Below are 246 nucleotides of genomic sequence, written 5' to 3' on the forward strand. Positions count from 1 at the left end.
TAGAGCGTACGGTTCATACCCGTAAGGTCGGGGGTTCGATCCCCTCCGCCGCTACCAAGTTTTTTGCGAATGCAAAATAACCATAATTACACAGGACATCTTAATGGACCTTTAGCTCAGCTGGTTAGAGCAGACGGCTCATAACCGTCCGGTCGTAGGTTCGAGTCCTACAAGGTCCACCATTGATATTTATACGGAGGAATACCCAAGTCCGGCTGAAGGGATCGGTCTTGAAAACCGACAGGC

The 246-nt window shown here is 50.0% G+C and carries 1 tRNA gene; it reads left to right on the forward strand.

Annotation, left to right across the window (positions count from 1 at the left end):
- The first annotated feature begins 105 nt into the window (after nt 1-105).
- A tRNA-Ile gene (locus ACX9YW_RS23410) sits at nt 106-182 on the forward strand.
- Nucleotides 183-246: the final 64 nt, after the last annotated feature.

The sequence above is a fragment of the Pseudoneobacillus rhizolycopersici genome, from assembly GCF_054786815.1.